Source organism: Pseudomonas tructae (assembly GCF_004214895.1).
Lineage (GTDB): Bacteria > Pseudomonadota > Gammaproteobacteria > Pseudomonadales > Pseudomonadaceae > Aquipseudomonas > Aquipseudomonas tructae.
In genome coordinates, this window is the sequence record NZ_CP035952.1 from 2,289,061 (window position 1) to 2,313,762 (window position 24,702).

General features: G+C 59.0%; 20 protein-coding genes, 2 tRNA genes, 3 rRNA genes and 1 pseudogene. 13 read left to right on the forward strand and 13 right to left on the reverse strand.

The genetic code is table 11. The features are described 5' to 3' along the window. The first annotated feature begins 255 nt into the window (after positions 1–255). On the forward strand, positions 256–1,416 hold the full coding sequence (locus tag EXN22_RS10570; RefSeq protein ID WP_130264000.1) for a cysteine desulfurase family protein: 1,161 nt from the start codon (positions 256–258) through the stop codon (positions 1,414–1,416). Between the two features lie 56 nt (positions 1,417–1,472). Continuing rightward, on the forward strand, positions 1,473–3,284 hold the full coding sequence (locus EXN22_RS10575; RefSeq protein WP_130264001.1) for an aminopeptidase P family protein: 1,812 nt from the start codon (positions 1,473–1,475) through the stop codon (positions 3,282–3,284). A gap of 59 nt (positions 3,285–3,343) precedes the next feature. On the opposite strand, the gene EXN22_RS10580 is transcribed toward EXN22_RS10575, so the two are convergent. Together EXN22_RS10580 and rhtA are read right to left on the reverse strand one after the other, a co-directional pair. Beyond that, positions 3,344–3,625 (reverse strand): hypothetical protein, encoded by a 282-nt coding sequence (locus EXN22_RS10580; RefSeq protein ID WP_130264002.1) that lies wholly within the window; start codon positions 3,623–3,625, stop codon positions 3,344–3,346. Positions 3,626–3,809: 184 nt separating this feature from the next. Next, complete coding sequence (gene rhtA / locus EXN22_RS10585) at positions 3,810–4,697, reverse strand: threonine/homoserine exporter RhtA (RefSeq protein WP_130264003.1); 888 nt, start codon at positions 4,695–4,697, stop codon at positions 3,810–3,812. Positions 4,698–5,294: 597 nt separating this feature from the next. Between rhtA and EXN22_RS10595 the strand changes: the two genes are divergently transcribed. The 5 genes from EXN22_RS10595 to rrf all read left to right on the forward strand — a co-directional run bounded on the left by EXN22_RS10595 (position 5,295) and on the right by rrf (position 10,452). Continuing rightward, positions 5,295–6,831 (forward strand): 16S ribosomal RNA (locus EXN22_RS10595). Positions 6,832–6,916: 85 nt separating this feature from the next. After that, a tRNA-Ile gene (locus EXN22_RS10600) sits at positions 6,917–6,993 on the forward strand. Between the two features lie 10 nt (positions 6,994–7,003). Further along, positions 7,004–7,079, forward strand: a tRNA-Ala gene (locus EXN22_RS10605). 223 nt (positions 7,080–7,302) lie between these two features. After that, a 23S ribosomal RNA gene (locus EXN22_RS10610) occupies positions 7,303–10,192 on the forward strand. A 144-nt stretch (positions 10,193–10,336) separates the two neighbouring features. Further along, positions 10,337–10,452 (forward strand): 5S ribosomal RNA (gene rrf / locus EXN22_RS10615). Together the 16S, 23S and 5S rRNA genes with 2 tRNA genes alongside form the textbook arrangement of a ribosomal RNA operon. 201 nt (positions 10,453–10,653) lie before the next feature. On the opposite strand, the gene queD is transcribed toward rrf, so the two are convergent. Then, complete coding sequence (gene queD / locus EXN22_RS10620; protein ID WP_010226613.1) at positions 10,654–11,010, reverse strand: 6-carboxytetrahydropterin synthase QueD; 357 nt, start codon at positions 11,008–11,010, stop codon at positions 10,654–10,656. Between the two features lie 49 nt (positions 11,011–11,059). Further along, on the reverse strand, positions 11,060–12,142 hold the full coding sequence (locus tag EXN22_RS10625) for a patatin-like phospholipase domain-containing protein (protein ID WP_130264004.1): 1,083 nt from the start codon (positions 12,140–12,142) through the stop codon (positions 11,060–11,062). A gap of 159 nt (positions 12,143–12,301) precedes the next feature. Between EXN22_RS10625 and EXN22_RS10630 the strand changes: the two genes are divergently transcribed. From EXN22_RS10630 to EXN22_RS10645, 4 genes are read left to right on the forward strand one after another with little or no spacing between them, the layout of a single operon-like run. After that, positions 12,302–12,610: a PepSY domain-containing protein gene (locus EXN22_RS10630; protein ID WP_130264005.1), complete on the forward strand. Its 309-nt coding sequence runs from the start codon at positions 12,302–12,304 to the stop codon at positions 12,608–12,610. Then, positions 12,610–12,924 carry a PepSY domain-containing protein gene (locus EXN22_RS10635; RefSeq protein WP_130264006.1) on the forward strand — a complete coding sequence of 105 codons (315 nt, stop codon included), beginning with the start codon at positions 12,610–12,612 and terminating at the stop codon, positions 12,922–12,924. The genes EXN22_RS10630 and EXN22_RS10635 overlap by 1 nt, the downstream gene beginning before the upstream one ends. Further along, positions 12,924–13,592, forward strand: coding sequence for a response regulator transcription factor (locus tag EXN22_RS10640; RefSeq protein WP_130264007.1), 669 nt, complete (start codon positions 12,924–12,926; stop codon positions 13,590–13,592). Before EXN22_RS10635 ends, EXN22_RS10640 begins: the two co-directional genes overlap by 1 nt. Then, entirely contained in the window at positions 13,589–14,917 is a 1,329-nt protein-coding gene (locus EXN22_RS10645) for a sensor histidine kinase (protein WP_130264008.1), read from the forward strand. Before EXN22_RS10640 ends, EXN22_RS10645 begins: the two co-directional genes overlap by 4 nt. A gap of 11 nt (positions 14,918–14,928) precedes the next feature. Here the strand turns inward: EXN22_RS10645 and EXN22_RS10650 are convergent, their stop codons facing one another. The 6 genes and pseudogenes from EXN22_RS10650 to EXN22_RS26660 form a co-directional block, all read right to left on the reverse strand. Beyond that, entirely contained in the window at positions 14,929–15,276 is a 348-nt protein-coding gene (locus EXN22_RS10650) for a hypothetical protein (protein ID WP_130264009.1), read from the reverse strand. A 6-nt stretch (positions 15,277–15,282) separates the two neighbouring features. Then, complete coding sequence (locus EXN22_RS10655; protein ID WP_130266791.1) at positions 15,283–15,978, reverse strand: DUF1963 domain-containing protein; 696 nt, start codon at positions 15,976–15,978, stop codon at positions 15,283–15,285. 88 nt (positions 15,979–16,066) lie between these two features. Beyond that, entirely contained in the window at positions 16,067–16,933 is an 867-nt protein-coding gene (locus EXN22_RS10660; protein ID WP_130264010.1) for an ABC transporter permease, read from the reverse strand. Next, the gene (locus tag EXN22_RS10665) at positions 16,930–17,916 is read right to left on the reverse strand and encodes an ABC transporter substrate-binding protein (RefSeq protein ID WP_130264011.1); all 987 of its coding nucleotides are present in this window, start codon (positions 17,914–17,916) and stop codon (positions 16,930–16,932) included. Before EXN22_RS10665 ends, EXN22_RS10660 begins: the two co-directional genes overlap by 4 nt. A gap of 104 nt (positions 17,917–18,020) precedes the next feature. After that, positions 18,021–18,776, reverse strand: a complete 756-nt coding sequence (locus tag EXN22_RS26655; RefSeq protein WP_407691968.1) for a methyl-accepting chemotaxis protein — start codon at positions 18,774–18,776, stop codon at positions 18,021–18,023. Between the two features lie 150 nt (positions 18,777–18,926). Further along, positions 18,927–20,168 (reverse strand): annotated as a pseudogene (locus tag EXN22_RS26660) (PDC sensor domain-containing protein); the annotation flags it as partial. A gap of 269 nt (positions 20,169–20,437) precedes the next feature. Between EXN22_RS26660 and EXN22_RS10675 the strand changes: the two are divergent. Then, the gene (locus tag EXN22_RS10675) at positions 20,438–21,757 is read left to right on the forward strand and encodes a Na+/H+ antiporter family protein (RefSeq protein ID WP_130264013.1); all 1,320 of its coding nucleotides are present in this window, start codon (positions 20,438–20,440) and stop codon (positions 21,755–21,757) included. 26 nt (positions 21,758–21,783) lie between these two features. Here EXN22_RS10675 and EXN22_RS10680 read toward each other — a convergent pair whose 3' ends face one another. Both EXN22_RS10680 and EXN22_RS10685 read right to left on the reverse strand, forming a co-directional pair. Further along, positions 21,784–22,788 carry a FecR family protein gene (locus tag EXN22_RS10680; RefSeq protein ID WP_130264014.1) on the reverse strand — a complete coding sequence of 335 codons (1,005 nt, stop codon included), beginning with the start codon at positions 22,786–22,788 and terminating at the stop codon, positions 21,784–21,786. Between the two features lie 241 nt (positions 22,789–23,029). Continuing rightward, a complete protein-coding gene (locus EXN22_RS10685; protein WP_130264015.1) occupies positions 23,030–23,350 on the reverse strand; it encodes a DUF883 family protein in 321 nt (106 codons plus the stop codon). A 131-nt stretch (positions 23,351–23,481) separates the two neighbouring features. Between EXN22_RS10685 and EXN22_RS10690 the strand changes: the two genes are divergently transcribed. Continuing rightward, positions 23,482–23,736: a hypothetical protein gene (locus EXN22_RS10690; protein ID WP_130264016.1), complete on the forward strand. Its 255-nt coding sequence runs from the start codon at positions 23,482–23,484 to the stop codon at positions 23,734–23,736. 3 nt (positions 23,737–23,739) lie between these two features. On the opposite strand, the gene EXN22_RS10695 is transcribed toward EXN22_RS10690, so the two are convergent. Next, entirely contained in the window at positions 23,740–24,648 is a 909-nt protein-coding gene (locus EXN22_RS10695; RefSeq protein WP_130264017.1) for a LysR family transcriptional regulator, read from the reverse strand. Between the last annotated feature and the right edge of the window lie 54 nt (positions 24,649–24,702).

The window sequence follows — 24,702 nt, forward strand, 5'->3', positions numbered from 1 at the left end:
ATTCAGGGGCCTTTCACTGGCTTTGCTTCCCTGTTGCATTGCGATTTCTTCCGTGCAGGGCTGTACTGATTGTGAAGTCCTGAAGCGGCAGAAGTTCAGCGGGGTAATTGATGGTTGGTTTTTGGTTATATAAATATACAAATCAATAATTTACAGTTCTATAAAAGATTGATGCACTATGACTCGTGAACCTGCCTACATGGATTTAGGAAGCGCCTGCTTCAAAAGGCGACGACAACCAGAGAGCCTGCTGTCATGAATACCCTACCGTTGTACTTCGACTACGCCGCCACGACACCGGTCGACGAGCGAGTCATCCAGGCCATGGTCACGTGTCTGGGCGCCTCGGGCAATTTCGGTAATCCGGCCTCCAGCTCCCATTGCTATGGGCGTAGCGCCCGCGAGGCCGTGGAGCATGCGCGGGGGCAGGTGGCCGGGCTGGTCGGTGCCCAGGCCGAGCAGATCATCTGGACGTCCGGTGCCACCGAATCGAACAACCTGGCACTTAAAGGGCTCGCCCAGGGTCGTCAGGGTGGTCATATCATCAGTAGCCAGCTCGAGCACAAGGCAGTGCTCGATACGCTGCACCAGTTGGAGCGGGACGGCTTCAGCCTGACCTTGCTCGCGCCCGATGACCAGGGCCTGATCAGCGTCGAGGCGCTGCGTGGTGCTCTGCGCGAAGATACCTTCCTGGTTTCAGTCATGCTGGTGAATAACGAACTGGGGACCGTTAACGACATTCCAGCGTTGGCCAATGTGGTTCGTAAGCATGGCGCGTTGCTGCACGTGGATGCGGCGCAGGGCGCAGGCAAGTTGCCGATCGAACTGTCCCGTTGGCAGGTCGATCTGATGTCCTTTTCCGCGCACAAGGTCTACGGGCCCAAAGGTATAGGTGCGCTGTATGTCGGTGAGCGTGCCAGGCCCTTGTTGCAGGCACAGATGCATGGCGGCGGGCATGAGGGTGGCCTGCGCTCCGGGACCCTGGCGACGCATCAGATCGTCGGCATGGGCGAGGCGTTTTCTCTGGCCCAGTCACTGTTCGCAGAAGAGTCCGAACGTATCCGCCACTTGCAGCAACGGCTGCGCGAACAATTGCTCGACATCCCCGGGATACAGCTCAATGGCAGTGCCGAGCAGCGCGTTGTGCACACGCTAAGTCTGACCTTCCGAGGCGAGCATCCTGATTTCCAGCAGTTGGCGCACACCCTGGCTTTCTCATCCACCTCGGCGTGCAACTCGGCAGCCAATGCTGCTTCCCACGTGTTGCTGGCGCTTGGGCACGAGCCTCAGGCCGCGCGCCAGACCCTTCGCCTGAGTCTGGGACGTTATACCCAGATGCAGGATATCGACCAGGCTGTGCGGGCGATAAAGGCCTCGTTACAGTCACAACCCTTCTGGGCAGTTGCCCGGGGCTGAAGCCTGCTCCATTATCTGCGTCAATAACAATGGATGCCGTGGTAGCAGGAGTCAGCATGAACACTCAGTCTTCAACGCAGGAAGCGGTGAATACGCGTTTGGCACGTATTCGTGAAGTAATGCAGCGCGAGGGTGTCGACGCCCTGTTGGTACCGTCGGCCGACCCACATCTTTCCGAGTACCTGCCAGGCTACTGGCAGGCCAGGCAATGGCTGTCCGGGTTCCACGGTTCGGTGGGTACCTTGATCGTCACTGCCGATTTCGCCGGCCTGTGGGCTGACAGCCGCTATTGGGAACAGGCGGAAAAGGAACTGGCGGGCAGCACCATCGAACTGGTGAAGTTGCAGCCGGGCCAGCCCGGGCCGTTGGACTGGTTGGCCGAGCAGGCGCCTGAAGGCGGGGTGGTTGCGGTTGACGGGGCGGTGATGGCGTTGGCCTCCGCACGTCAGTTGGGCGAACGACTCAAGGCACGCAGCATCCAGTTGTTCACTGAAAAAGACCTTCTGGCGCAGGTTTGGGATGAGCGCCCGGCGCTGCCTACCAATCCGGTGTACCAGCACCTGCCACCCGAGGCCACCGTCAGTCGCGCCGAGAAGTTGGCCAACCTGCGCCAGACCCTGCGCGAACGCGGCGCAGACTGGCACTTCATCGCAACCCTGGACGACATTGCCTGGCTGTTCAACCTGCGCGGTAGCGACGTCTCCTATAATCCGGTGTTCGTCTCCTTTGCCTTGATCAGCCAGGACCAGGCGACACTGTTCGTCGACCTGCGCAAGATCGACGAACATTTACGCCATGTGCTGAAGGTCGACGGCATCACTTTGCGCGATTATGCAGAGGTGGGCCCGGCGCTGGCGGCCATCCCTGCCGGCGCGAGCCTTTTGCTCGATCCGGCCCGCGTAACCAGCGGCTTGTTGGGCAATACCGTCAAGGGGGTGCGCCTGATTGAAGGGTTGAATCCGACCACATTGTCCAAGTCGTGCAAAAGCACGGCCGACCTTGGCCATATCCGCAACGTCATGGAGCAGGATGGCGCGGCGCTGTGTGAATTCTTCGCCTGGTTCGAGGCGGCCCGCGAGCGTGGTGAGCCGGTCACCGAACTGACGGTGGACGAGCAGCTCAGTGCTGCGCGTGCCCGTCGACCTGGGTTCGTCTCCTTGAGCTTTTCAACCATTGCGGCCTTCAACGCCAATGGCGCCATGCCGCATTACCGCGCGACCGATGAGTCTCACGCCCGAATTGAAGGCGATGGCCTGTTGCTGATCGATTCTGGTGGGCAGTATCTGGGCGGCACTACCGACATTACCCGGATGGTGCCGATCGGCAACCCAACTGTTGAGCAAAAGCGCGACTGCACCCGCGTGCTCAAGGGAGTTATCGCGTTGTCCCGGGCACGCTTCCCGCGGGGCATACTGTCGCCACTGCTCGATGCCATTGCCCGGGCGCCCATCTGGGCCGAGCAAGTCGACTACGGGCATGGCACCGGGCATGGCGTCGGTTACTTCATGAATGTACATGAGGGGCCGCAGGTCATTGCCTACCAGGCGGTCGCCGCAGCACAAACTGCCATGCAGGCAGGGATGATCACCTCGATTGAGCCGGGAACCTATCGCCCGGGCGAATGGGGGGTGCGTATCGAGAACCTGGTATTCAACCGCGAGGTGGGCAAAAGCGCGTTTGGCGACTTCCTCGAGTTCGAAACCCTGACGTTGTGCCCGATAGACACCCGTTGCCTGCTGACAGAGCGCCTGGGCAGCGAGGAACGTGACTGGCTCAATGGCTACCATGCCCAGGTGCGCGAGCGTCTGGCACCTTTGCTTGAAGGCGCGGCCCTGCAATGGCTGCAGCAGCGTACTGCGGCAATTTGATTGTCGCGGCATGACACAAAAAAGGCAGCCCATGGGCTGCCCTTTTTACTGGAAAGTCTTTACTTGCAGAGCACGATCATGCTGCGGCTGGTGTAGCCGGCAGGGTTGAGACCGAAGGGGTAGTCCCCGGGTTCGGCATCGTCGTCACCTGAGCGGGCAATTACCTTATAACCTTTGCTGCCACATGAGGCGGCGGCCTTGGTGTAGCACTTTTCCCAGGATGAAGACAGACCAGAACAATTGATATGCAGGCCTTTCTTGCCTCGTTTGACTTCGGTCTTCGCCGTCGCCGCGCATCCCGCGACAGCCAATATGGCTAGGATGAGCAAAATTCGTTTCATTCCTGTCCTTAATGCTTACCGGGTCTGGCGCCCGTGTCTAATGTCCTGTCCGTCGTCCTGCGGCTTGTTCGCGTCCCTGCCTGGTCAATTAGATATCTACAAGATTGACGTTGAGTTACAGCTTAAAGATGGTGGCTGCCCGGCACAATGACCAGTGTCTATTTAAATGCAAATATTTCTCAAATCAGTCGGCGGCGACCAGCGGCGGGCTCTCCTTGCGCAGCGACAAGGTGGCACCGACCGACGCGGTGATGATCGCGGCGATTGCCAGCCATTGCGCAACGCTCAGCACCTCACCGAGGAACAGCAGGCCGCAGAGTGCACCAAAGGCAGGCTCGATACTCATCAGGGTGCCGAAGGTGCGTGTTGGCAGGCGCGTGAGGGCAACCATTTCCAGGCTGTACGGCAGGGCTGTGGACAGTATCGCTACGCCTAGGGCAATCGGCAGCAGTGCGGGGGTCAGCAAGGCGCTGCCAGCGTGGGCGATGCCAAAGGGGGCGACGAACAGCGCGGCAATCATCACGCCCAGGGCAGCAGTCTGGATGCCGTTCTCAGCACCGGCTTTTTGCCCATATAGAATGTACAGCGCCCAACATACCCCGGCTCCCAGCGCGTAGCCCGCGCCGACCAGGTCAATACCGGCGCCGGTCTGGCCAATCGGAATCAACAACAGCAAGCCAATGACCGCCAGGCCAATCCAGAGAAAATCCACGGCCCTTCGTGAGGCATACAGGGCTACGGCCAAGGGGCCGGTGAACTCCAGTGCCACGGCGATCCCCAGGGGTACGGTACGCAATGACATATAGAAGAGGAAGTTCATTCCGCCCAGGGCCATGCCGTAGATGATCACGGTACGCAGGGTGCTGGCGCTGAGCTTGGCGCGCCAGGGGCGCAGCAGCAGGAGCATGATGATGCTGGCGAAGATCAAGCGCAGGGTGGTGGTGCCCTGGGCCCCCACGACCGGGAACATGCTCTTGGCCAGGGAGGCGCCGGACTGGATCGAGGCCATGGCGATCAGCAGCAAGCCGATAGGGAAGAGCGTGGCGGCCAGGCTGCGGGGTTGGCTGTTCATTGCGAAGGGGCATTCCTTATATAAGAAGAAGCGTGGGCATATTATGATGCGCAAAGGCCAAAAAATGAGCAATATACTGCGCATTATTCTTTTGTTCAGGCTTTTCTAAATTAAGCCTTGACGCCCGATTTAATTTCTCTATAATTCGCCCCACTTCCGGCGCAGTCGGAACTGAAAACTCCTTGAGTTTCAAAGAGTTAGCAGTTCAGGGTGGTGTTGGAAGGGCTTCGATCGAAAGATCGCTAGTGGTGAAAAAGGCGGTTGACAGCGGATTGAAACGCTGTAGAATTCGCCTCCCGCTAACGAGAGATCGCAGCGAGTCAAGTGCTTGAAGTGAAACGAAAAACTTCAAAATAAACGCTTGACAGACCCTGAGGAAAGCGTAGAATGCGCGCCTCGGTTGAGACGAAAAGCTCTTAACCAACCGCTCTTTAACAACTGAATCAAGCAATTCGTGTGGGTGCTTGTGAGCTCAGGCTGATAGTCAAAAAGATTATCAGCATCACAAGTGGCTACACGAAAATCGAAAGATTTAAAAGTAAGTCATTTGAGATTGCTGAGCCAAGTTTAGGGTTTTCTCAAAACCCAAGCAGTATTGAACTGAAGAGTTTGATCATGGCTCAGATTGAACGCTGGCGGCAGGCCTAACACATGCAAGTCGAGCGGATGAGAAGAGCTTGCTCTTCGATTCAGCGGCGGACGGGTGAGTAATACCTAGGAATCTGCCTGGTAGTGGGGGACAACGTTTCGAAAGGAACGCTAATACCGCATACGCCCTACGGGGGAAAGCAGGGGACCTTCGGGCCTTGCGCTATCAGATGAGCCTAGGTCGGATTAGCTAGTTGGTGAGGTAATGGCTCACCAAGGCGACGATCCGTAACTGGTCTGAGAGGATGATCAGTCACACTGGAACTGAGACACGGTCCAGACTCCTACGGGAGGCAGCAGTGGGGAATATTGGACAATGGGCGAAAGCCTGATCCAGCCATGCCGCGTGTGTGAAGAAGGTCTTCGGATTGTAAAGCACTTTAAGTTGGGAGGAAGGGTACTTACCTAATACGTGAGTATTTTGACGTTACCGACAGAATAAGCACCGGCTAACTCTGTGCCAGCAGCCGCGGTAATACAGAGGGTGCAAGCGTTAATCGGAATTACTGGGCGTAAAGCGCGCGTAGGTGGTTCGTTAAGTTGGATGTGAAATCCCCGGGCTCAACCTGGGAACTGCATCCAAAACTGGCGAGCTAGAGTAGGGCAGAGGGTGGTGGAATTTCCTGTGTAGCGGTGAAATGCGTAGATATAGGAAGGAACACCAGTGGCGAAGGCGACCACCTGGGCTCATACTGACACTGAGGTGCGAAAGCGTGGGGAGCAAACAGGATTAGATACCCTGGTAGTCCACGCCGTAAACGATGTCAACTAGCCGTTGGAATCCTTGAGATTTTAGTGGCGCAGCTAACGCATTAAGTTGACCGCCTGGGGAGTACGGCCGCAAGGTTAAAACTCAAATGAATTGACGGGGGCCCGCACAAGCGGTGGAGCATGTGGTTTAATTCGAAGCAACGCGAAGAACCTTACCAGGCCTTGACATGCAGAGAACTTTCCAGAGATGGATTGGTGCCTTCGGGAACTCTGACACAGGTGCTGCATGGCTGTCGTCAGCTCGTGTCGTGAGATGTTGGGTTAAGTCCCGTAACGAGCGCAACCCTTGTCCTTAGTTACCAGCACGTAATGGTGGGCACTCTAAGGAGACTGCCGGTGACAAACCGGAGGAAGGTGGGGATGACGTCAAGTCATCATGGCCCTTACGGCCTGGGCTACACACGTGCTACAATGGTCGGTACAGAGGGTTGCCAAGCCGCGAGGTGGAGCTAATCTCACAAAACCGATCGTAGTCCGGATCGCAGTCTGCAACTCGACTGCGTGAAGTCGGAATCGCTAGTAATCGCGAATCAGAATGTCGCGGTGAATACGTTCCCGGGCCTTGTACACACCGCCCGTCACACCATGGGAGTGGGTTGCACCAGAAGTAGCTAGTCTAACCTTCGGGAGGACGGTTACCACGGTGTGATTCATGACTGGGGTGAAGTCGTAACAAGGTAGCCGTAGGGGAACCTGCGGCTGGATCACCTCCTTAATCGACAGACATCAGCTGTCTTATGAGCTCCCACACGAATTGCTTGATTCATTGAAGAAGACGATATCGGTAACAGCTCTTGACTGGGTCTGTAGCTCAGTTGGTTAGAGCGCACCCCTGATAAGGGTGAGGTCGGCAGTTCGAATCTGCCCAGACCCACCAGTTTCTTGTTGGGGCCATAGCTCAGCTGGGAGAGCGCCTGCCTTGCACGCAGGAGGTCAGCGGTTCGATCCCGCTTGGCTCCACCACCCCTTTGTTACCATGTCAAAGCTTAGAAATGAATATTCGCTTCGAATATTGATTTCTGAACTTTTTCAGAATCGTTCTTTAAAAATTTGGGTATGTGATAGAAAGATAGACTGGACAGCACTTTCACTGGTGTGTGTTCAGGCTAAGGTAAAATTTGTGAGACATTACAAATTTTCGGCGAATGTTGTCTTCACAGTATAACCAGATTGCTTGGGGTTATATGGTCAAGTGAAGAAGCGCATACGGTGGATGCCTTGGCAGTCAGAGGCGATGAAAGACGTGGTAGCCTGCGATAAGCTTCGGGGAGTCGGCAAACAGACTTTGATCCGGAGATCTCTGAATGGGGGAACCCACTCAGCATAAGCTGAGTATCTTGTACTGAATACATAGGTGCAAGAGGCGAACCAGGGGAACTGAAACATCTAAGTACCCTGAGGAAAAGAAATCAACCGAGATTCCCTTAGTAGTGGCGAGCGAACGGGGACTAGCCCTTAAGTGGCTTTGAGATTAGCGGAACGCTCTGGAAAGTGCGGCCATAGTGGGTGATAGCCCTGTACGCGAAAATCTCTTGGTCATGAAATCGAGTAGGACGGAGCACGAGAAACTTTGTCTGAATATGGGGGGACCATCCTCCAAGGCTAAATACTACTGACTGACCGATAGTGAACCAGTACCGTGAGGGAAAGGCGAAAAGAACCCCGGAGAGGGGAGTGAAATAGATCCTGAAACCGTATGCGTACAAGCAGTGGGAGCCTACTTGTTAGGTGACTGCGTACCTTTTGTATAATGGGTCAGCGACTTATATTCAGTGGCGAGCTTAACCGAATAGGGGAGGCGTAGCGAAAGCGAGTGTTAATAGCGCGTTTAGTCGCTGGGTATAGACCCGAAACCGGGCGATCTATCCATGGGCAGGTTGAAGGTTAGGTAACACTGACTGGAGGACCGAACCGACTACCGTTGAAAAGTTAGCGGATGACCTGTGGATCGGAGTGAAAGGCTAATCAAGCTCGGAGATAGCTGGTTCTCCTCGAAAGCTATTTAGGTAGCGCCTCATGTATCACTGTAGGGGGTAGAGCACTGTTTCGGCTAGGGGGTCATCCCGACTTACCAAACCGATGCAAACTCCGAATACCTACAAGTGCCGAGCATGGGAGACACACGGCGGGTGCTAACGTCCGTCGTGAAAAGGGAAACAACCCAGACCGTCAGCTAAGGTCCCAAAGTTATGGTTAAGTGGGAAACGATGTGGGAAGGCTTAGACAGCTAGGAGGTTGGCTTAGAAGCAGCCACCCTTTAAAGAAAGCGTAATAGCTCACTAGTCGAGTCGGCCTGCGCGGAAGATGTAACGGGGCTCAAACCATACACCGAAGCTACGGGTGTCACTTAGGTGACGCGGTAGAGGAGCGTTCTGTAAGCCTGTGAAGGTGAGTTGAGAAGCTTGCTGGAGGTATCAGAAGTGCGAATGCTGACATGAGTAACGACAATGGGAGTGAAAAACTCCCACGCCGAAAGACCAAGGTTTCCTGCGCAACGTTAATCGACGCAGGGTTAGTCGGTCCCTAAGGCGAGGCTGAAAAGCGTAGTCGATGGAAAACAGGTTAATATTCCTGTACTTCTGGTTATTGCGATGGAGGGACGGAGAAGGCTAGGCCAGCTTGGCGTTGGTTGTCCAAGTTTAAGGTGGTAGGCTGAGATCTTAGGTAAATCCGGGATCTTAAGGCCGAGAGCTGATGACGAGTTGCCTTTAGGCGACGAAGTGGTTGATGCCATGCTTCCAAGAAAAGCTTCTAAGCTTCAGGTAACCAGGAACCGTACCCCAAACCGACACAGGTGGTTGGGTAGAGAATACCAAGGCGCTTGAGAGAACTCGGGTGAAGGAACTAGGCAAAATGGCACCGTAACTTCGGGAGAAGGTGCGCCGGTGAGGGTGAAGGACTTGCTCCGTAAGCCCATGCCGGTCGAAGATACCAGGCCGCTGCGACTGTTTATTAAAAACACAGCACTCTGCAAACACGAAAGTGGACGTATAGGGTGTGACGCCTGCCCGGTGCCGGAAGGTTAATTGATGGGGTTAGCTAACGCGAAGCTCTTGATCGAAGCCCCGGTAAACGGCGGCCGTAACTATAACGGTCCTAAGGTAGCGAAATTCCTTGTCGGGTAAGTTCCGACCTGCACGAATGGCGTAACGATGGCGGCGCTGTCTCCACCCGAGACTCAGTGAAATTGAAATCGCTGTGAAGATGCAGTGTATCCGCGGCTAGACGGAAAGACCCCGTGAACCTTTACTATAGCTTTGCACTGGACTTTGAATTTGCTTGTGTAGGATAGGTGGGAGGCTTTGAAGCGTGGACGCCAGTTCGCGTGGAGCCATCCTTGAAATACCACCCTGGCAACTTTGAGGTTCTAACTCAGGTCCGTTATCCGGATCGAGGACAGTGTATGGTGGGTAGTTTGACTGGGGCGGTCTCCTCCTAAAGAGTAACGGAGGAGTACGAAGGTGCGCTCAGACCGGTCGGAAATCGGTCGTAGAGTATAAAGGCAAAAGCGCGCTTGACTGCGAGACAGACACGTCGAGCAGGTACGAAAGTAGGTCTTAGTGATCCGGTGGTTCTGTATGGAAGGGCCATCGCTCAACGGATAAAAGGTACTCCGGGGATAACAGGCTGATACCGCCCAAGAGTTCATATCGACGGCGGTGTTTGGCACCTCGATGTCGGCTCATCACATCCTGGGGCTGAAGCCGGTCCCAAGGGTATGGCTGTTCGCCATTTAAAGTGGTACGCGAGCTGGGTTTAGAACGTCGTGAGACAGTTCGGTCCCTATCTGCCGTGGACGTTTGAGATTTGAGAGGGGCTGCTCCTAGTACGAGAGGACCGGAGTGGACGAACCTCTGGTGTTCCGGTTGTCACGCCAGTGGCATTGCCGGGTAGCTATGTTCGGAAGAGATAACCGCTGAAAGCATCTAAGCGGGAAACTTGCCTCAAGATGAGATCTCACTGGAGCCTTGAGCTCCCTGAAGGGCCGTCGAAGACTACGACGTTGATAGGTTGGGTGTGTAAGCGCTGTGAGGCGTTGAGCTAACCAATACTAATTGCCCGTGAGGCTTGACCATATAACACCCAAGCAATTTGAGTACTCGAAAGAGCATCAGATTGCGGTGTTGTGAAGACACAAAGCCGAGAATTTGTACCTCACAAACCATCACATACCCGATTCGCTGGAGTGTCTTAAACAAGACCTTCTGGCAACAGAATTTCTTGACGACCATAGAGCATTGGAACCACCTGATCCCATCCCGAACTCAGCAGTGAAACGATGCATCGCCGATGGTAGTGTGGGGTTTCCCCATGTGAGAGTAGGTCATCGTCAAGATTAAATTCCGAAACCCCTATCTGCATCTGCAGGTAGGGGTTTTGTCTTTCTTGCGTTTGCCTCGACTGTAGGAGCGGGCTTGCCCCGCGATAGCATTCTGTCAGCCACATCGCATCGCGGGGCAAGGCCCGCTCCTACAGCAGTGAACGCCAGCCAAAAAAAACCACCCCGCAGGGTGGTCTCTTCAAATTAATTACTGACTCAGTCGCCGTAATACTCGCAACCACTGGTGCAGGTCTCGTGAATCCGCACCTTGGAGAGCTCCGGTAACAGCGGCTTGACCTGGTCCCAGATCCACTTGGCGATCACTTCGCTGGTCGGGTTCTCCAGGCCAGGGATGTCGTTCAGGTAGTTGTGGTCCAGTTGCTCGTACAGCGGTTTGAAAATCGCCTTGATCTCGGAGAAGTCGCGGATCCAGCCGGTATGCGGATCGAGCGGGCCGGTCAGGTGCAGGGCAACCTTGAACGAATGACCATGCAGGCGGCCGCACTTGTGCCCTTCAGGCACGTGGGGCAGGCGGTGGGCCGATTCGAACGTAAACTCTTTGAAGATTTCCACGATGTCTTGACTCTGTAAACCAATGCTGGCGGCCAGTTTACCAGCATGGTTACTTCAGTGGTTGCAGATGCGTGTGCAGCTCGCCGGTTTCTATCAGTTCAAGCAGTTCGTCGCCCAGACGCCGGCTCTCGGCCATTGCCTTGTGCCAGTAGCGTTGCCGGCTGCCGGCGTCGCCCATGAAGCGCTTGAAGTCGCTGCGGTCTGGCAGCTTGCCGTACGGCAGGCTCGCCAGGTACTGAGGTGAGGGTGCCAGCAGCAGGACATTGCGCAGCCGCTCACCATCGCCGCGGCGCCACGGCAAGGCCTTGTCGAACCAGCCAGGGATGACTTTGTCGGTAAAGTGCGGGTAGAGCACGAGGTCATCGCCGGCGTAGGGCAGGTCCAGGTGGTAGTCCAGCAACCCGCCATCGCGATAGGTTCCCGGGCCCACACCGGGGATATCGCGCACACCTTCCATGACCATGGGGATCGATCCGGAAGCCAGCAGGGCATGCCGCAAGTTGGCGGCATCCAGGGGCAGGCAGCGTGAAGGGAAGTCTGTCAGTGGCCGCAGGGGAGGGATGCTGCGGGCATCGTGCAGGATGATCCGCTCGAAGTGCCGCGACAGGCGCGGGCGGCCAATCAGGTTGTCGGCGATGACCGATGACAGGCCCATGCCCAGGCGCCCGCGGTGATCATCGGCAAGCAGGCCGTGGCTTTTCACCACCATGATGTTCAGGCGGTAATCCGGGCTTGCCAGGATCTGCGCGTCACGCCCCTGGAGCAAATCATCGAGCATGCGTTGACTGCTGCGGCTGACCTCGGCCGGGGTTACGCCCTTGGCAAAGTCCTGCTCGGTATACAGCTGTCCCAGTCGTTGCAGGGCCTGGGCCGGGTTGGGCAGGCAGGCGCTGGCAAAGCGCCAGGAGCCGACCGAAGCGCCAATCAATGCTCGTTCACGGGGTGCACCGGGCAGCCAGTGGCCGAACAGGGCCAGGTCCAGGCCTTGAATGCCCAGGGCCTTGGGGCCGCCGGCCGCGCCTGGCAACACGCCGACATCGGCGGCCTGCAAGCCGCCTTCGCGTATGCGTTGCAAGGCACGGCTGCCGGCCTTGAGAGTCAGGGCCGGGTACTTGATATGGATTGCGCTCATACGGGCCTCACTACCTTGAGCCGAGAATTATAAAGAACAGCGGTCCAGAAGTGGGGCAGGGCTGCGCTATCATGTCGCCAGTTGTTTTCAGCTTCAATTAAGTTCGGTTGGATATTCTAGGTCCCGTAGAAACAATTTTTATCTCAACGGAGAGACGCGATGAAAACTTTGACTGCCCTGTTCGCCACTGCTGCCCTGGCCCTGAGCGCCAACGTTGCACTGGCTAAAGACATCCCGACCAGTGACGTGGTCAAGCTGGTTCAGGCCAAGACCATCATGTCCCTGGATGATTTGAACGCCAAGGCATTGGCCAAGCACCCAGGCGCCACCATCAAGGATTCCGAGCTGGAAGACGTCTACGGCCGTTACGTCTACAAGGTCGAGCTGCGTGACGCCCAGAACGTCGAATGGGATGTGGATCTGGATGCCAAGACCGGTGAAGTCCTCAAGGACGCCCAGGACACCTGATGAACCCTTGCATGCGAACAGCACAGACCGTTCTCATTGCGCTGTTGGCCCTCAGCTCGCTGGTATCGGCCCGCGACCTCGATCAGGATGAGGCCCTGCAGTTGCGTGAGCAAGGCATCATCCTACCGCTGGAACACCTGCTCAAAGATGCCCTGGGACGCTATCCCGGGGCAACCTTGCTGGAGGCGGAGCTTGAAGAGAAGCACGGTCGGTACGAGTACGAGGTCGAATTGCTGACCCCTGAAGGCGTGGTGCGCGAGATCAAGCTTGATGCAAGCAATGGAGCGCTGCTCAAAGACGAGGAAGATGACTGATGCGCCTGTTACTGGTTGAGGATAACGTACCGCTGGCCGATGAGCTGACCCAGAGCCTGCAACGCCAGGGCTATGCCATCGACTGGCTGGCCGACGGCAGGGATGCGGTCTACCAGGGTAGCAGCGAGCCCTATGATCTGATCATCCTCGACCTCGGTCTGCCGGGCTTGCCGGGCCTTGAGGTGCTGGCCCAGTGGCGTGCCTCGGGATTGGTGACACCGGTGTTGATCCTCACCGCGCGTGGTTCCTGGGCTGAGCGTATCGAGGGCCTGAAGGCCGGTGCCGATGACTACCTGAGCAAGCCGTTTCACCCGGAAGAACTGCAACTGCGCATTCAGTCACTACTGCGCCGTGCTCGCGGCCTGGCCAACCAGCCGACCCTGGAAGCCGCCGGCTTGCAGCTGGACGAAGGCCGCCAATGCGTGACCCGCGCCGGTGTCGACATCCAGCTGACGGCCGCCGAGTTTCGCCTGCTGCGTTATTTCATGCTGCACCCGCAACAGATCCTGTCAAAAAGTCACCTGGCCGAACACCTCTATGACGGTGAGACCGAACGCGATTCCAACGTCCTGGAAGTGCACGTCAACCACCTGCGCCGCAAGCTTGGCCGCAGTGTGATCGAAACCCGCCGCGGCCAGGGCTATCGCTATGCCGGGAGCACCGAGTGAAGTCGATCCAGGCACGCTTGAGCCTTGGCCTGATCGCGGTACTGGTGCTGGTGGGCCTGGTCTTGGCCCAGCTCAGCCTGTGGTTGTTCGAAGCGGGCCTGCAGCGCTACCTGGAGACCGGCCTGCGCAAGGAAAGCGAGAACCTGCTGGTGGCCCTGGTGCGTGGCCAGAGCGGGCTTGAACTGGACGAGCGACGGATTTCCGCGGCCTACAAGCGGCCTTTTTCCGGCTACTACTTCCGCATCGATTTCGAAGGCGGCAACTGGCGTTCGCGCTCGTTATGGGACATGGACATGCCTGCGCCGCAAATGCCCGGGCTACACACGGGCCTGGAGCTGGGGCCTGAAGGCCAGCAACTGCTGGTATTGCGCGCCGACTACCGGCGCCTGGGCCGGGCCATTTCGATCAGTGTCGCCCAGGACTACACGCCGGTACGCGATGGTTTCAGGCGCATGCAGCAGATCGGCCTGGGCCTGGGCCTTATCGCGCTGTTGCTGGTCCTGGTGCTCCAGCGCATTACCGTGACCCGCTCACTGCGCCCGCTCGAACGTACCCGTGAACAGATCGCCCAGCTGCAGCAAGGCCAGCGTTCGCAGCTCGACACCCAGGTGCCCACCGAGCTCGAACCCCTGGTGGCGCAGATCAACCATCTGCTGGCCCACACTGAAGACAGCCTGCGCCGTTCGCGCAATGCCCTGGGTAACCTGGGGCATGCGCTGAAGACGCCGCTGGCGGTGCTGCTCAGCCTGGCCTCCAGCGAGCGCCTGAAAGACCTGCCTGAGGTCCGCGAGCAGTTGCGTGATCAGCTCGCGCAGATCCAGCAGCGCCTGAGCCGCGAGCTCAACCGCGCACGACTGGCCGGTGATGCCTTGCCAGGCGCGCAGTTTGACTGTGATGCCGAGCTGCCCGGACTGCTGTCGACCCTGGGCATGATCCATGGCGACGGCCTGGAGCTGAGCAAGCGCGTGCCGCCGGGTCTGCTCCTGCCCTGGGACCGCGAAGATCTGCTTGAGCTGTTGGGCAACCTGCTGGACAACGCCTGCAAATGGGCGGACAGCGAAGTACGGCTGAGCATTGAAGCGCAGCCGCAACACTATTGCCTATGGGTCGACGACGACGGCCCAGGCATCCCGGAAACGGCCCGTGAACAAGTGCTTGAGCGGGGCACCCGGCTCGACGAGCAAGTCGACGGTCATGGTCTGGGCCTGGGTATCGTGCGCGACATCGTCGAGGCTTGGGGGGGGCAAATGGCACTGCAGGAAAGCCCCCTGGGCGGCTTGCGTGTCAGCATTGAACTGCCGCGCAGGAAGGTGCTCAATTCGTGATGCTGCGGTGCTCAGTCGTGCGCTTGCGCCAGGTAAATCAGCTCGCTTTCGAGCAGGTTGTGCAACGCCTCCATTGATACCACCTCCGTGCAGTCATCAAGGTGAAGTTTGATCTCTACGGTGGCGCCGGCGTGCTCAAGTGCACCGATGAGCGTCAGCAAAAGGTTGTGTTGCATCGTGATGCCGTCCTCCTCGCCGATTTCCAGCGAAAAGTCCTGGGTGTCGAGGCTGATCACCGGCTGCGCTGTACCGATCTTGCGCGCAATCGTGGCAACACTTTCGCTACTGAACGGGCGCACCAGCTTGATGATGCCGGGCAAGTGCCCGGCAGCAAGTATGGCGATGGTGTACTGGGCCATGGGCGCTCAATAGAAATCGTAGTAAATGGCCCATTCGCCAGTGACCCTGTGCTTCCAGAACATCAGGCTGCCGCTGTCGACGACATTCAGGTTGATCTTGCTGTCGGACGAGATCTGGAACACGAATTCGAAGCCATCACCTGGGTCGATCCCTGACTGGCAGAACGAAGGGTAACCGCCAATCTTGTGTTCATAGGCGTGGTTTACGTGGTCGTAGTAGTTTTCGATGATGCCATCGCGCTCCAGTTTCACGATCTCACTGACCAGCTCATCCGGAGCACCGCCGCCATCCCATAACGGATAGTCCTCGGCAACCGCTTCGGCACGCAGGGGGAAGGCCTTGAGAAACGAGTTGGGTGCGTTCAGGTCCTTGCGCACCCGTTCATCGTCCGCCCGGTATTCGCGGATCAGCCAGTTGTTGCCCATGGGTTCGAAGTGCTCGGGAAACTCATAGGCGATGAACAGCGTCAGTACCTCAACACCTTCGAGCAGTGGACTGCAGAAGGGCAGATTGGCCAGATGGAATTGAGCATAGGGCAGCAATTGTTCGCCAGCATCGTTGCACGGGATGCCTTCATCGGCGCCATACAGAAACACCCGGCCCAGCCAGCTTTCGCTGTCGCTGTCATTGGGGCGAAAGCCGCCGGCAAAAAAGCGTGTGGCGGGTTTGGCCAGTTGTTGCTTGATGCTTTCGATGTCCATGCGGTACTGCAGTCCTTGTGGTTTATACATGTGCGCTGCTGCACTGCATGGTACGGGGCTTGGGTTGTGTTGCAAAGTTGGCAGCCTGCTAATTCTTCGTCGGACGCGGCTGAGAAGGGCGTCCATAGGCTTGGGTAATCCGGTCGATCACCATCGCCAACGCCACAATCGCCAAACCCGCCTCGACCCCTTTGCCGACATTGAGTGTCTGAATCCCAGCCAGCACATCCTCGCCCAGCCCGCGGGCGCCAATCATCGAGGCAACCACCACCATCGACAGGGCCATCATCACCGACTGGTTGAGCCCGGCCATGATGCTCGGCATCGCCAGCGGCAGCTGCACCCGCCGCAATCGCTGCCAGCGACTCGCGCCCAGGCCGTGAGCGGCCTGGGTCAGGCTCGGGTCGATCTGGCTCAGGCCCAGTTCGGTCAGGCGGATCAACGGCGGCAGGGCGTAGACCAAGGTGGCGAAGATCGCCGGTACCTTGCCCAGGCCGAACAGCATCAACACCGGAATCAGATAGACGAAACTGGGCAGGGTCTGCATGACATCGAGCAGCGGCATCAGCAGCTTGCGCGCCAGGGGCCGGCTGGCCAGGAGGATGCCCAGCGGGATGCCGATCAGCACACACAGGCCGGTACTGACCAGCACCAGCGCGCAGGTTTGCAGCAGCTTGTCCCACAGGCCGACCACGCCGATCAGAAACAGCAGGCCGCTGAGTACCAGGGCGCGGCTGATGCTGCGGCTGGCGTGCCAGGTCATCAGCGCGACGATCAACAGCAACAGCCACCAAGGCGTCAGGCGCAGCAGGTTCTCCAGGCCAACCAGCACCTGCAGCAAAGCATCGGAGAGGTTACGCAACTGATCGCCGTAAGCCAGCACCAGCCAATCGACAAAGCGGTTGACGGCATCGGCAAATGAGAAATGCAGTGCTTGGGGAAAGCCTCCACTCACAGGCCTGCCTCGACTTTGCCCGCGACTTCAGCGGGTAGCCAGGCTTTCCAGAGAGCAGGGTTGTCACGCATGAACCTGAGCGCCGCATCCTTGGGCGATTCGCGAGTTTCGCTCATCTGCGCCAGGGTCTTGTTAAGCGTGTCGATGGGTAGGTCGACCTTGTCGAAGAATTCGACCAGTTGTGGATAGTCCTTTTTGAACGGCGCCGAAACACCAATGGACAATTTCGCTGGCAACGAACGCGTACCTTGCGGGTTCGGGTGGCTGGCGTCGGTCAGGGTGTTCCACGCCTGGGCATTGAAAGCGGGTTCTTCCAGGCGCACCAGCTCGTAGCGACCCATCAGCGGGGTAGGGCTCCAGTAGTAGAACAAAACGGGCTTTTTTCGTTTGATGGCTGAGGTGATTTCAGCATCGAGGGCCGCGCCCGAGCCACTGCGAAAGTTCACGAAGTCCTGGTCCAGGCCATAAGCCTTGAGCTTCTGGCTGTTGACGATCTCGGAAGTCCAGCCGCTGGGGCTGTTGAGGAAGCGGCCCTTGTCGGGGGATTCGGGGTCCTTGAACACCGCCTTGTACTGTTTGAGGTCGGTCACCGAGCGCAGCTCCGGCGCAAGATCCTTGATCACATAGGCCGGCACATACCAGCCCTCATCAGCATTTTTCACCGTATCGCCAATGCTGAACACCTGGCCGGCTTGCTCAGCCTTGATCCAGGCAGGACTACGGCCGGCCCATTCCTCGCCGATGACCTGGATGTCGTTGCGCGCCAGGGCCACTTCCATGCTTACGGTGCTGCCGGGCAGGGTCTGGGTGGGGTAGCCGTAGCCTTTCTCGACGATCAGCCGCAGGATCTCGGTGGTGAGGCTGCCGCTTTCCCAAGTGATGTCGCCGAAGCGGATGGGTGTGGTGGGGTTGGCGGCGTGGCTGGTGGTGACCAGGCTCAGCGCCAGCAAGGCGCTGGCCAGTAGGGAGATGATCGGCTTCATTGTGCCTCGCTCGCAGGGTAGGGAGTCTGGCAAGTGTAGTAGACCGATCGCGGGGCAAGCCCGCTCCTACAGATGAATAGGAGCGGGCTTGCCCCGCGAAGCTGTTACACCCTGAACTGATCCATCAGCCCCTGCTGCTGGTTGGCCAGGCTATTGAGCGACTGGCTGACCCGCGCCGATTCGTTGGCCTGCTCAGACAGCGACTCGGTGACGTCACGGATGGTCGCCACGTTGTTGTTGATCTCTTCGGCTACGGCGCTCTGCTCTTCAGCAGCGCTGGCGATCTGCAGGTTCATGTCGCTGATCACCGTGACCGCATCGCCAATCTGCTGCAGCGCGGTAACCGCCTGGCCGACCTGTTCGACGCTGCCCTGGGCCTGGCGGTGGCTGCTGTCCATGGCGCCGACCACTTCCTGGGTACCGGCCTGCAGTTCCTCGATGACCAGGCGGGTTTCTTCCACCGATTCCTGGGTGCGGCGGGCGAGGTTGCGGACTTCGTCGGCGACCACGGCAAAACCACGACCGGCTTCACCGGCACGCGCGGCCTCGATGGCAGCGTTGAGGGCCAGCAGGTTGGTCTGCTCGGCAATCGAGCGAATCACTTCCAGCACCGAACCGATCTTCTCGCTGTTTTCAGCCAGGCCCTGGACCTGGCCCATGGCGGTGCTCATGTCGGCGGCCAGGGTGTCGATGCTGCTGGTGGTACGGTCGATCACCGCCAGGCCCTGGCGGGTGGCCTGGTCGGCATCGCGGGCAGCCTGGGCAGCTTGTGCAGCGCTGCGGGCGACGTCCTGGGCGGTGGCGCTCATCTCGTGGGAGGCGGTGGCCACCTGGTCGACCTGGCGGTACTGCTGCTCCATGCCGGCGCTGGTCTGACTGGCGATGGCCGAGGACTGGTCGGCGGTATCGCGCGCCGCCTGGACCGAGCGCTTGACCTCGGCAATGGTCGGTTGCAGCTTGTCGAGGAAGCGATTGAACCAGCCGGCCAGTTCGCCCAGCTCGTCCTGCTTGTCGTAGTTCAGGCGGCGGGTCAGGTCGCCTTCGCCGCTGGCGATGTCCTTGAGCATGGCGGCCACGCCGAGGATCGGTCGGGTCACGGTGCGCGCCATCAGCCAGATCAGCAACAGGCCGACAACCGCTGCCAAAAGGCCCAGGCCCAGCTCGATCAGGGTGCCGCTGGTATTGCGCTGGTCGAGCTCTTGCTTGAGGGCTTCGGCCGGGCCGGTCAGGGCGCTTTCCGGTACATCGAGAAGCACGCCCCAGGGCTTGCCGCCAGGGATCGGCGCGAATGAGGCGAGCACTTTCAGGCGCTGATCGTGGTGGATGCTGTGCAGGGGCGTGCTGTCGCCGAGCAGGCGGATCAGTTCGGCGCCTTTTTCCGGGTCGACCTTGTCGAAGCGTTGTGCCAGCTTGCTGGCGTCCGGGCTGTAACCGGCCAGCAGACCCACGGGGCTTAAGATGCCGACCTGGGTCTGGCCCTGGTACAGATTGCGGCTGGCCTGTTGGCTCATGGCCTGCAGGCTGTTGAGGTTGATGTCGATAGACAGGGTGGCGATGACCTTGTCGGCCGCCATCAACGGGAACACGATGCTGGTCATCAGCACCTGCTGGCCGTTGATCTCATAGAAGTAGGGCTCGACCACGCAGACCTTGCGGGTCGTACGCGGGCACACCGACCAGGTATTGGCCGGCTCGCCGCTGGGGCCGATGCTAGTGTCGTTCATGTCGCGCTCAGGCAGCGCCATGGAAGTCAGCTGGCCCGGGGTCGGCTGCGACCAGTACAGGGCGAAGCGGCCGGTCTCGTTGCTGCCCAGTTCTTTCTGGTCGACAAACAGCGAGTCCTTGTTGTCCAGGGCGTTGGCTTCGAACACCAGCGACAGGCCGAGCAGGTCGGGGTTGGCCTGCAATGCGGCACGCACCTGGCGGGTCATGTCTTCGCGCAGGTCGAAAGCATCGAGAAAGCGCTTCTCGGCCTGTTCACGCAAGAACAGTACCTGGCGGGAGAAGCCGGCACCGTACTGGTAAGCGTCCATGAACTGGCGGCGGATGTTCAGCGCCTGGACTTCGCCCTGGGACTCGATGCGCCCTTGGGCCGCTTCGGTGAGCATCTGCATGCTGCTGGCCTTGACCAGTTGCGTACTGTGCTCCATGCGGTACAGCGAGAGGCCAACCAGCAGGGTGACGATGCCGGCCAGGCACAAGCCGGCGAGCAGGGTGATTTTCCACTGAATGGAAAGTTGTCTGAACGGCATGGCGAAGTCCTTGGATCCTGAAAGATTGAGGCTGCCGACTGTATCGGCCGCGATGCCGTTTTCTTTATTCAAACGTTCAATTCAAATGCGTCGTTTTGATTTACTCAAGCGACACGTTGTCGCAGCCCGCCAAGGCGTTTTTTTGACAAGCGCGAGGGGCTGCTTCAAAGTGTGCGCCCTCCCATAAAAATACCTGTCGTTCGGCCACTGCTCTTGAGCAGTCTGTCGCCGGATCGGTCGCTTTTTGTCTGGTTTCTAGAGGTCACAGAATGAATGCAGTAATTGCCGCGGTCGGCATCATGCTGATATTGAGCCTGTCCCGCGTGCATGTGGTGATTGCCCTGATCATTGGTGCGTTGGCCGGTGGCCTGGTTGGCGGGCTGGGTATCGAAGGCACGCTCAAGGCCTTCAATGGCGGCCTGGGTGGCGGTGCCACAGTGGCGCTGTCCTATGCCTTGCTCGGTGCTTTTGCCGTGGCCATCGCCAAGTCGGGTATGGCCCATGCCCTGGCCGATCGCGCCCTGGCCATGATCGACCGCCAGGGCCATAGCAATGGCGGCAAGGTCAAATGGCTGCTGATCGGCCTGCTGCTGGTCGTGGCGATTTCCTCGCAGAACATCCTGCCGATCCATATCGCCTTCATTCCGTTGCTGGTGCCGCCGCTGCTGTACGTGCTGACCAAGCTGCAGATCGACCGGCGGCTGGTGGCCTGTGTGATGACCTTCGGCCTGATCACCCCGTACATCTTCTTGCCGGTAGGCTTTGGCAACATCTTCCTCAACCAGATTTTGCTGGGCAGTGTCAGCCGCAGTGGCGTGGATGTCAGCGGTGTCAGTGTGACCCACGCCATGGCCATTCCGGCGGCGGGCATGCTCTTCGGCTTGCTGGTGGCGGTGTTCATCAGCTATCGCAAAAAGCGCGTTTATGACCTGGAGAAGATTGAGCAGGTCGAGCAGGTGGCGGTGAGTTACAACCCGCTGACCCTGCTGGTCGCCGGCGTCGCCATTGCCGCGGCGTTCATCATCCAGCTGTGGCTGGATTCGATGATCATCGGCGCCATGGCTGGTTTTCTGATCTTCTCGGTGTCGGGCATCGTGCGCTGGAAAGACACCGACGACCTGTTCACCGAAGGCATGAAAATGATGGCCATGATCGGCTTCATCATGATTGCCGCCTCCGGCTTTGCCGAGGTGATGAAAGCCACCGGCGAGGTCAAGACCCTGGTCGAGGCTTCGGCGGCCTGGATCAACCACAGCAAGGGTGTCGGCGCGCTGCTCATGCTGCTGGTGGGGTTGCTGGTGACCATGGGCATCGGCTCGTCGTTTTCCACCGTGCCTATCCTGGCCGCGATCTTCGTGCCGCTGTGCGTGCAACTGGGCTTCGATCCCGTGGCGACGGTGTGCATCGTCGGTACCGCCGGCGCCCTGGGCGATGCCGGCTCGCCCGCATCGGATTCGACCCTCGGGCCGACCTCGGGGCTGAACGTGGATGGCCAGCATCATCATATCTGGGACACTGTGGTGCCAACGTTCATCCACTACAACCTGCCGTTGCTGGCGTTCGGTTGGTTGGCGGCGATGATGCTCTAGCGTGGCAAGAGGGCTGAGCGTCAGGCTCAGCCTTTGGCAGGGGGCGGCGAGATGCGGTTCAGAACCATGTTGCCGTGCTTGTTCTGGGTCAGGTACACCGGCAGCACCTTGGGCAGGGTGCTGACCAGGCGCTTGATCTCGCTGGTGTTGTAGATGCCGCTGATGCGGATGCTGCCAGTGCTGGAGTCAGCCAGCAGCAGCGGTTTTTCCAGGTAGCGGTTGATCATCGGCAGGGCCTGGGCCAGGCTCTGGTTGTCGAGGATCAACTTGCCGTTGCGCCAGGCCAGGCTGTTGTCCTGGCTGTAGGTCTGGCTCAGGTGCGGTTCATAGTCGCCGGCCTTGTAGCTGGCCTGCATGCCCGGGCCAAGGCGATAGCTGCTGTCACTGGCGTTGCCATCACTGCTGACCAGCACCGAGCCTTCGACCAGGGTCACTTTGACCTGATCATCGTACTTCCACACATTGAACTGGGTACCGGTCACCCGCGTCCAGCCGTTGGCCGCATGCACCACAAAAGGGTGCTGGCTGTCGTGGCTGACCTTGAAGAACGCCTCACCCTTGATCAGGGTGACCCGCCGCTCGTCCTTGTAGTTGGTGTAGCGCAACTCGGTGTTGAGGTTCAGTTCGACCGTGCTGCCATCACTGAGCACAACGCGATTGACCCGCTCGCCGGTCTCCAGGGACTGATAGCTGTTGGGTAGCCAGCCCTGTTCCCAACCGATCCAGGCACCTGCCGGCAGGGTGAGCAGGGCGATGGCTGCGGCTGTGGCAAATTGCTGCCAGTGGCTGCGCCGCGGCTGCCACAGGGGCACGACGTTGTCAGGGAAGGTTCGCGGCAAATGGTCGGCGGTCTGCCAGATGTCCATCATCGCCTGGTATTCCTGCAGATGCGCCGGATGGGCCACCAGCCACTGCTCGAATGCACGTCGTTCAGCGGCACTGCAGTCTTCAGCTTGCAGGCGCAGGCACCACTGCGCGGCGGCATCGGTGATGGCATCTAGTTCGGCGGCGCTGAGACTGGTGTGGTTCATTGAAACTCCCGATTTTGTCCATTCTACCTTGCAGGGTAGGTGGGCGAGAACCGAGATAATGGCGAATGACTATCAGTTGTAAGATTTTTTACCGCTAAAGGCCAGCAAAACCGTGGATCTGACAATGATTGCTTACAAATCTGCGAGGCAAAAGGTCGGCCTGTGGAGTAAGCCCGTTCCCACCGAGTTTGAGGTTATCGATGTGGGCAATGCGGCGACCCGACTTGCCTCGCGATGGTTACTAAGACCTGCGCCCCAGCAACAGGCCGACCACCAGGCCAAACCCGGCCGAAATCGCCACCGTCTGCCACGGATGGCCGCCGATGTAATCCTGGGTCGCATCGACCACCGGTTGCGCCTTGCTGCGCACACTAGTGACCGCGTCACGGGCCTGCTTCAATTTCACCCCGACCTGGGCCCGCAGGGTTTCGGCTTCTTCACCTACCAGTGCGGCGCTGTCATTGAGCAGCTTTTCTGACTCCTCGATCAGCGCCTGCAATTCGCTGAACGCCTGATCCTTGATTTGCTCGGCATCGCCTTGCACGGTGGTTTTCCTGGCCATGGGTGCTTCCTCGTCAGTTGATGGGCATTGAACAGTGGATGCCGGCAGGTGCGGAAAGTTGCAGTGGTTTGCCGAGTGCCGGCGGCTACAGTGTAAGATAGCGCCTATTTTTCAGCGGCAGGACACCCCTCATGAGTTTCAATCTGGCCAACAAGAGCTTCGCCGAACGGGCGCAGATCGAGGACGAGAAAGCCCGGCTGTTCGAGCTCTGGCAGACCAACCTGGGCAAGGCCAAGGGCGAAGCCGCCCGGCTGATCGCGGAAAAGCCGCGGCGCAAGGGCAAGTGGGCCGAATGGGTCCGGGCAGAACTGGACGGCATGTCGCCGCCCGAGTACGCCAACATGGTCCGCAGTGAAGTCAACAAACTGATGGCGGCGGCCAAGTAAGCTTCAGGCAAATACTGCCAGCACCGCTTCGCGGACTTTCTCCAGGGCCGGGTCCGGTTGCCCGCCGGTGCGCCAACCCAGTTCCACCGGATAGCGCGGCAAGGCCAGCGGGCATGGCAGCACCACCAGGCCGGCGGTTTCGGCAATGGCCCGGGCGGCATGACCGGGTAGGGTGGCCAGGTGCTGGCTGCCCTTGAGCAGGTAAGCCAGGGCCGCAAAATGACTGGTCGATGCCGCCACCCGGCGGCTCAAGCCCCGTTCGGCCAGGGCCTCGTCAACAATGCCGATAAAACCTTGCGACGACACCAGAATCTGCTCCCGCCCCACGAACTCATCCAGGCTTAACGCATTTTGCCCAGGCGCCAGGCTGTGCGGGTCGAGCAGGCACAGGTAATCCCCTTCATCGAGTACCCGGCGGCTGAGCAGGCGGGCAGAAAACCCGCCCGAGGTCAGTCCCAGGTCGAGGCTGCGCTCAAGCAAGGCGCGGGCGACGATCTGGCTGTGGGTCTGGCGAAAGATCAGGCGCAGGCCCGGGGCCAGCCGTTGCACCTGCTCGATCAAGGCGCGGCCATAAGCGATCTCGAAATCATCGGACAGGCCCAGGGTCACCGCCCGGCCTTCGAACTGCTCGGCCTGTGGATCGAGCAGGGCCAGGCTCTGCCGGCATTTGTTCAGTGCTTCGCTGATCAGTGGCTTGAGCTGATTGGCCCGCAGGGTGGGCGTCAGGCCGCGCCCGGTGCGGGTGAACAGCGGGTCGCCATAAACCTTGCGCAAACGCCGCAAGGCAGCGCTGACTGCCGATTGGGTCAGGTCCAGGCGCACGGCCGCGCGGCTGGCGCTGACTTCGTCATGCAGGGCTTCGAAGACCTTGAGCAGGTTGAGGTCGATATCAGTGATATTCGCAGAGTTCATATCATTCAGAAATGAAGTGGTCTTTATTCATGATTAGCCCGGCGCCGACAATCT